This is a genomic window from Stenotrophomonas sp. S41, from assembly GCF_016624625.1.
GTDB lineage: Bacteria > Pseudomonadota > Gammaproteobacteria > Xanthomonadales > Xanthomonadaceae > Stenotrophomonas.
Map to the genome: position 1 here is coordinate 21188 of NZ_JACVTV010000051.1, position 6436 is coordinate 27623.

The 6436-nt window shown below is 70.0% G+C and carries 7 protein-coding genes; all 7 read right to left on the reverse strand.

The genetic code is table 11. From position 1 onward, the window contains the following. Positions 1–54 precede the first annotated feature (54 nt). The 7 genes from mdcH to mdcA are packed head-to-tail and all read right to left on the reverse strand — an operon-like array spanning position 55 to position 6046. Entirely contained in the window at positions 55–975 is a 921-nt protein-coding gene (gene mdcH, locus IAE56_RS12230) for a malonate decarboxylase subunit epsilon (RefSeq protein ID WP_200752720.1), read from the reverse strand. After that, positions 972–1829, reverse strand: a complete 858-nt coding sequence (gene mdcB / locus IAE56_RS12235; protein ID WP_200752721.1) for a triphosphoribosyl-dephospho-CoA synthase MdcB — start codon at positions 1827–1829, stop codon at positions 972–974. Before mdcB ends, mdcH begins: the two co-directional genes overlap by 4 nt. Further along, positions 1826–2467, reverse strand: coding sequence for a malonate decarboxylase holo-[acyl-carrier-protein] synthase (gene mdcG / locus IAE56_RS12240; protein ID WP_200752722.1), 642 nt, complete (start codon positions 2465–2467; stop codon positions 1826–1828). The genes mdcB and mdcG overlap by 4 nt, the downstream gene beginning before the upstream one ends. Further along, complete coding sequence (gene mdcE / locus IAE56_RS12245; protein WP_108768141.1) at positions 2460–3170, reverse strand: biotin-independent malonate decarboxylase subunit gamma; 711 nt, start codon at positions 3168–3170, stop codon at positions 2460–2462. The genes mdcG and mdcE overlap by 8 nt, the downstream gene beginning before the upstream one ends. Next, positions 3167–4075 carry a biotin-independent malonate decarboxylase subunit beta gene (locus IAE56_RS12250; RefSeq protein WP_200752723.1) on the reverse strand — a complete coding sequence of 303 codons (909 nt, stop codon included), beginning with the start codon at positions 4073–4075 and terminating at the stop codon, positions 3167–3169. Before IAE56_RS12250 ends, mdcE begins: the two co-directional genes overlap by 4 nt. Beyond that, entirely contained in the window at positions 4072–4392 is a 321-nt protein-coding gene (gene mdcC / locus IAE56_RS12255; RefSeq protein ID WP_108768143.1) for a malonate decarboxylase acyl carrier protein, read from the reverse strand. The genes IAE56_RS12250 and mdcC overlap by 4 nt, the downstream gene beginning before the upstream one ends. Positions 4393–4402: 10 nt before the next feature. Continuing rightward, positions 4403–6046 (reverse strand): malonate decarboxylase subunit alpha, encoded by a 1644-nt coding sequence (gene mdcA, locus IAE56_RS12260; RefSeq protein WP_200732864.1) that lies wholly within the window; start codon positions 6044–6046, stop codon positions 4403–4405. Positions 6047–6436 lie beyond the last annotated feature (390 nt).

Below are 6436 nucleotides of genomic sequence, written 5' to 3' on the forward strand. Positions count from 1 at the left end.
TCCCGGGGCAAGGCGTCGTACAACGTGATGCGTGATACGTACTGCTCGAACCCGTTACTGCAGCCGCTCCAGCGCGCTGCGGACCCATGCCGCCGCGCCGTCCAGGCTCTGGAACTCTTCCACCGCGCGCACCTCGCAGCACGGATAGGACGGCGCGACCATGCGCGCCAATGCATTGCCCGGGCCCAGCTGCAGGAATACCCGCGCGCCGCGCTCGAAGGCCTGGCGCATCACCTGCGCCCATTCAATGGTCTGTGCCAGCTGCGCCGACAGCGTGTGCACCGCTGCTGCGCGGTCCCGCACCGGGCGCGCATCGATGCCGGCCAGCAGCGGCAGGCGCGGGGCCTGCAGCGGCGAGGCATCGAGTGCAGCGGCGAACGGTGCGACGGCAGCGTGCAGCAGCGGCGTATGCGCGGGCACATGCACCGGCAGCGGGCGGATCTCCGCGCCCTGCGCGCGCGCGGCATCGTCCAGGGCCTGCAGGGAAGCCTGCGTGCCGCCGACGATGAAGTGATCGCGACCGTTGGCGATGGCCACATGCGCGCCGTGTGCATCACACAGCGGCTGCAGCGTGTGGCGCTCCAGCCCCAGCACGGCCCGCATGCCTGCGTCGGCAGGGCTGGCCGCATCCATCAGTTGCGCGCGCTGCGCGGCCAGGCCCAGGCAGGTGCTCGCATCAACGCTGCCGGCGATCGCATGCGCGGCCAGTTCACCGATGCTGTAGCCGGCCACCAGCAGCGGTGCCGGCAACGCCTCGCGCAGGCCGTGCCAGTGCGCCAGCGTTGCGGCACACAGCAGCGGTTGCGCCAGTGCGTTGTCGAAGCGTGTTTCATCGGCGGCGGCCGCGAACGCGTCACGGCCGAGTACGGCGCTGGCCGACGCCAGTACGTCGCGGGCCGCAGGCAGCTCGCGCACGCGGTCGAACATCGCCGCGTGCTGCGCACCTTGTCCGGGGCAGAGCAGGGCCAGGCTCATGCGCCCTCCTGCTGCAGCAGGAACCAGCTGCAGGCCAGCAGGTCGGCGCTGCCACCCGGGCTCAGGCGGCGCGCGACGAAGCCCTCTCCGATGCCGTGCAGGCGAGTTTCCCAGCCGGGTGCGAAGGCACCGCCCGCCTCGATGAAGCGGCGCGCCTGCTGCTGCGCCCAGGCCAGGCCCTCTCCGCCGCCACGGTGCAGCAGATTCAGATCGTCCACCTGCGCGACCAGCTGCATCAGCGTCTGGCATAGCGCCGCATCACGCGACAGGCCGTTGTGCATCGCATGGCGCAGGGTCGGTACGGCCAGGTCGCGCAGCACGGGGTAACCGGCGGCGGCCTGTTCGCGCACGCCCGGCACGCCATGGCGCAGGCGCGCGCGCTGGCCGGGGCTGTTCGCATCCAGCGGCGCCGCGGCGAAATCATCCGCCCAGTGCTGCACGGCCAGGCAGACCTGCGCAGCGGGCGCGGCGTGGCCCTGCTGGCGGTGGCAGCGTGCAGCAGCAGCCACCAGCAGGCCCAGGCTGAAGATGGCGCCGCGATGGGTATTGATGCCGCCGGTGGCGCGCAGCATTGCGTGCTCGGCGGCGATGCCGTGCGCGCGCAGGTTGGCAAACGGCGCATCAGCGGCACCGGCATCGGCAATCGAGGTGAAGTAGTGGCGCAGCGCGAACAGGCTGCGCAGGAACGTACCGGCATCCATGTCGTCATGGCTGCCGGTATCGAACGGAGTGACCAGGCCCGGCTTGGGTGCGCAGGCCAGTTCCGCATGCAGGCTGGCGATGGCCAGGCGGCCCAGGCGCGCGCTGTCGACGCGGCGCGCGACGGTGCGGTCAGCATGGGCGAGGGCGTTCATGCGGCCACTCCGGTGGCCACGAACAGCCGGTCACGGGCTTCCAGCGCGGCACCATCCAGGCGTTTGACCAGCACCTGGCGGCTGCCACCGGCGTATTCGCGCCAGTTCACCGCGCCACCGTCGGCCAGGCACAGTTCGCCATCCACCCGACGGCCGTGCTCGGCTTCCCACTGCTGCAGGCGTGCCACCAGCGCATCGGCCTGCGCCGTGGCCTCCACCTGCCACAGCAGGTCGATATCCGATGCGGCATGCACATAGGGCAGGCCACTCAGGTGCTGCCAGGCGAAGGCACCGAACACACGGGCCGGCGCAAGGCGCGCCAGTGCGTGCAGTCCGGCCTGCCAGTCGTTGGCAACGCCGGTGGTGAGGATGGCTTCCAGCGTCGGCGGCGGCTGCTGGCGCAGCACGTCATGCAGCGGCACGCGCAGCGCCAGGCGCTGCTTGCCCTCGCTCGGCGGCAGCGGCACGCCCAGGCGCAGGCGCGGGTCGGGATCATCCACGGCACGCCGCGCCACCATCGCGGGCAGCCCCTGCGCGAACCACGCCGCCAGGCGCGGTTCCTGCGCGGCCACGTCGGCCCGCCAGTCGGCATGCGCCGACAGCCAGACCAGCGTGTGGCGGGCGGGCCGGTCAGGCATCGCCGCGGGCCACCGCAGTGCAGACATCCGCCGCAAGCGCGCGGCCACCACGCTCGGCACCGCGTGCGGCACGCAGGTCGCCGTCGCTGGGCGTGCGCAGCGCCTGCAGCAGGTGCTGGGCGAGGTCACCGTTCCACAGCGATTCGACCGCGCCCATCGACACGTAGTTGGCCACGCCCGGCGCGAACACCGGCGAGCTCTGGCTGAGCGCCTGCAGTTTTTCCAGCGGTTGCTTGGTTACCCGCGCCATCGCGCGCAGGTCCATCACCCGCACCTGCGCATCGGGCAGGGCATGGATGTGGTCGGCCATCAAGCCGAAGGACAGGAAGCCACCGCTCACCGATTCGCCGTAGACCAGGGTGACCAGGCGCGCGCCACGACGGCGGGCCAGGTCGATCGTCTGCGCGAGGTGGGCGAAGTAACCATTGATGCCCAGCAGTTCATCGCGGCGGGCCAGGCGCTGGCCGGCGGTGTCGGCCAGCATCACGATCGGCCGCTGCGGGTGTGCGGCGGTACTGGCCAGCACGGTTTCGGCCAGCGCCAGCGCATGGTCGACGCCGACCTCGATGCGGTCGGTGGTGCCGATCACCGTCACTTCGCCATCTTCGGTGCTGGCCGTGCCGGTCAGTACCGAATCATTGATGTTGATGCGGTGGCCGCGCGGGAACAGGGCGTCGAGCAGGGTCTGCAGCGGGGCGCTCATGGCAGGCTCCGGTCGGCGGTGGCGGCGAGGAAGGCGTCGGTGTCCAGCAGCGGCAGGCGCTCGGGCTCGGCGATGCCCTGGCGGGTCCAGATCTCCAGTCCATCGCGGCAGTCGCCCCAGGCCTGCACGCGTGCCTTCAACGCGGCGTGGCGGGCCTGCAGGGCGCTCAGTGCAGTGTCGGTATCGCGGCTGGCGGCGTCGGCCTGCAATGCATCGGCGGCGGCGCGGGCGAAGGCTTCGATGGCGTCGGGCACCAGCACCTGCGCCTGGTCGATCAGGTAGCGGTGCTTGCCGCCCGTCACGCGCCAGACCAGTGCGCGGTCGCGCGAATCGAACTCTTCCACGCCGCGCACGGTCTCGATCACTTCCGGCCCGGACAGTGACAGCCGGCCTTCCTCGGACATGATGACGGTGGTGCAGCAGCGGGCGACGATGCCCATGCCGCCGAACGCGCCGTTGCCGCTGCCGATCAGTGCTACTACCGGTACGCCGGCAGCGCGTGCGCCCAGGGTGGCGCGCATGATTTCGGAAATCGCAATCAGGCCGGCATTGGCTTCGTGCAGGCGCACGCCGCCGGTATCCAGCAGCAGGAGCACCCCATCGGGATGTGTCTCTGCGGCGCGGCGCAGCAGGCCGGTCAGCTTGGCGCCGTGCACTTCGCCGACGCCACCGCCCATGAATTCACCCTGCTGCGCGGCCAGCAGCACGCGCTTGCCCTGCAGTGTCGCTTCGCCGACGACGATGCCATCGTCGAAGGCGGCCGGCTGGTCGAGCTGGGCCAGGTGCGGGCTCATCATGCGCCGTGCGGGGCCGAGGAATTCGCGGAACGAACCGGCGTCGACCAGGCCGGCGATGCGTTCGCGTGCATCGGCTTCGTAATAGCTGTGGCGTTGCACGTGGCTCATGGGGTGCCTCCGGCCAGCAGGGTTTCCACGGCCTGGTCCAGGCGCAGGCTGACCACGGCCGGGGTAGCACCGGCATCGTTGATCGAGACGCGCACGTCGCGCAGGGGATGGCGCTGGGCGAAATCGGCAATGACCGCCTGCCAGATGGTGCCGAAGCCCTGCGCGGCGGTGATGATGCGCACCGTCATCGCCCCGTCCTGCGCGGCAGGTTCCAGCAGGATTTCCAGGTTGCCCGAGGCGAGCACGCCCACCAGCACCGCATCGCGCGGGAACTGCACGGGGGTGCGGCCGTCGAATCGATAGTCGAGGGTTTCCATGCTCAGTCCCTTACCAGTTGCGGAAGCGCTTGGGCGGGTCGTACAGGCCGCCGGACCAGCGCACCAGGTCCTTCACCGAACGCGCGGCCAGCAGGTCACGGCTGGCATCGCGCGGCGAGATGCCGAGATCTTCGGGACGACGGATCACGCCGCGGTCGCGCAGGTTCTCCACCATCGCGCGGTCGCGGCCGAGGCCGACGGCGGTGTAGCCGGAGACGCCGCGGATCGCCTGTTCGCGTTCCTCCGGGGTGCGGCACAGCAGCAGGTTGGCGATGCCTTCCTCGGTCAGCACGTGGCTGACGTCGTCGCCGTAGATCATCACCGGCGGCAGTGGCATGTCCGCGCGCTCGGCCAGTTCCCAGGCGTCCAGTCGTTCAACGAAGGCCGGCGCCATGTGCTCGCGGAAGGTTTCCACCATCTGCACCACCAGCTTGCGCCCGCGCGGCATCTCGCCCGGCCGCGCGGCCTGCTGGCCGGCCTTAATCCAGGCGTCGCTGGCGTGGCGGCGGCCGCGCGCATCCGAGCCCATGTTGGGGGCGCCACCAAAGCCGGCGATGCGGTCACGGGTGGCGGTGGAGCTGTTGCCCTGCAGGTCGATCTGCAGGGTCGAGCCGATGAACATGTCGCAGGCATACAGGCCGGCGGTCTGCGAGAACGCTCGGTTGGAGCGCATCGAACCGTCGGCACCGGTGAAGAACACATCGCCACGTGCGGCGATGTATTTCTCCATGCCCAGTTCCGAACCGAACGAGTGCACCGATTTGACGAAGCCCGATTCGATCGCCGGAATCAGCGCCGGGTGCGGGTTCAGCGCCCAGTGCTGGCAGATCTTGCCCTTCAGCCCCAGCGATTCGGCGTAGGTCGGCAGCAGCAGTTCGATGGCCGCAGTGTCGAAGCCGATGCCGTGGTTCAGGCGGTTGACGCCGTACTCGGCGTAGATGCCCTTGATGGCCATCATCGCCATCAGCACCTGGATCTCGGAGATCTGCGCCGGGTCGCGGGTGAACAGTGGTTCGATGTGGTTCGGGCGCGGCGCCTGCACCACGAAGTTGACCCAGTCAGCGGGGATATCGACGCGGGGGAGGGTGTCGACGATTTCGTTGACCTGGGCGATGACGATGCCGCCGCCAAAGGCGGTGGCCTCGACGATCACCGGGGTGTCTTCGGTGTTCGGGCCGGTATAGAGGTTGCCGTGGCGGTCAGCGGCCTGCGCGGCGACCAGCGCCACGCGCGGGGTGAGGTCGATGAAGTAGCGCCCGAACAGTTCCAGGTAGGTGTGGATGGCACCGATCTGGATGCGCCCTTCGGCCACCAGGTTGGCCAGCCGCACCGACTGCGGGCCTGAGAACGAGAAGTCCAGCTTCGACGCGATGCCGCGCTCGAACACATCCAGGTGCGAGGGCAGCGACAGCACCGACTGCACCATGTGCAGGTCGTGCACCCGTGCCGGGTCCAGGTCGGCCAAGGCCTGGGCGAGGAAATCGGCCTGCTTCTGGTTGTTGCCCTCCAGGCAGACCTTGTCGCCCGGTTCCAGCAGGGCGTGCAGCAGTTCGGCCACATCCGCGGCGGCGACCTCGCGGCCCCTGGCCCATGGCGCGGCCCGTTCCAGGCGGGCCTGGCGGCTGCGTTCCAACGTGTCCCAGCTCGGGTTCATCGACCGGCTTCCGATTGGTGTTGAAATAATTACGGCATAATTATGGAGCGGTGTGCAACCCGCAGCGCAGCAAAAAAAGGGCCCGCACGCAGGCGGGCCCATTCAGGTAGGCCGCGACCGTGGGTCGTGGCGGCGCGGGGAGGCAGGTTCCGACCAACGGTCGGCCCCCACCGGGATTGCGTCAGTAGATCCACGCCATGCGTGGATGGGGCCCCGGTGTGGGGTCAGAGCCCTTTCCTGTGGAAAGGGATCCGACCCCGGCATGTGGCCGGGATTGCGCCGGTAGATCCACGCCATGCGTGGATGGAGCCCCGGTGTGGGGTCAGAGCCCTTTCCTGTGGAAAGGGATCCGACCCCGGCATGCGGCCGGGATTGCGCCGGTAGATCCAC

Coding starts and splice junctions, on each gene's coding strand:
- mdcH (WP_200752720.1), bottom strand. CDS start 975: ATGAGCCTGGCCCTGCTCTGCCCCGGACAAGGTGCGCAGCACGCGGCG.
- mdcB (WP_200752721.1), bottom strand. CDS start 1,829: ATGAACGCCCTCGCCCATGCTGACCGCACCGTCGCGCGCCGCGTCGAC.
- mdcG (WP_200752722.1), bottom strand. CDS start 2,467: ATGCCTGACCGGCCCGCCCGCCACACGCTGGTCTGGCTGTCGGCGCAT.
- mdcE (WP_108768141.1), bottom strand. CDS start 3,170: ATGAGCGCCCCGCTGCAGACCCTGCTCGACGCCCTGTTCCCGCGCGGC.
- IAE56_RS12250 (WP_200752723.1), bottom strand. CDS start 4,075: ATGAGCCACGTGCAACGCCACAGCTATTACGAAGCCGATGCACGCGAA.
- mdcC (WP_108768143.1), bottom strand. CDS start 4,392: ATGGAAACCCTCGACTATCGATTCGACGGCCGCACCCCCGTGCAGTTC.
- mdcA (WP_200732864.1), bottom strand. CDS start 6,046: ATGAACCCGAGCTGGGACACGTTGGAACGCAGCCGCCAGGCCCGCCTG.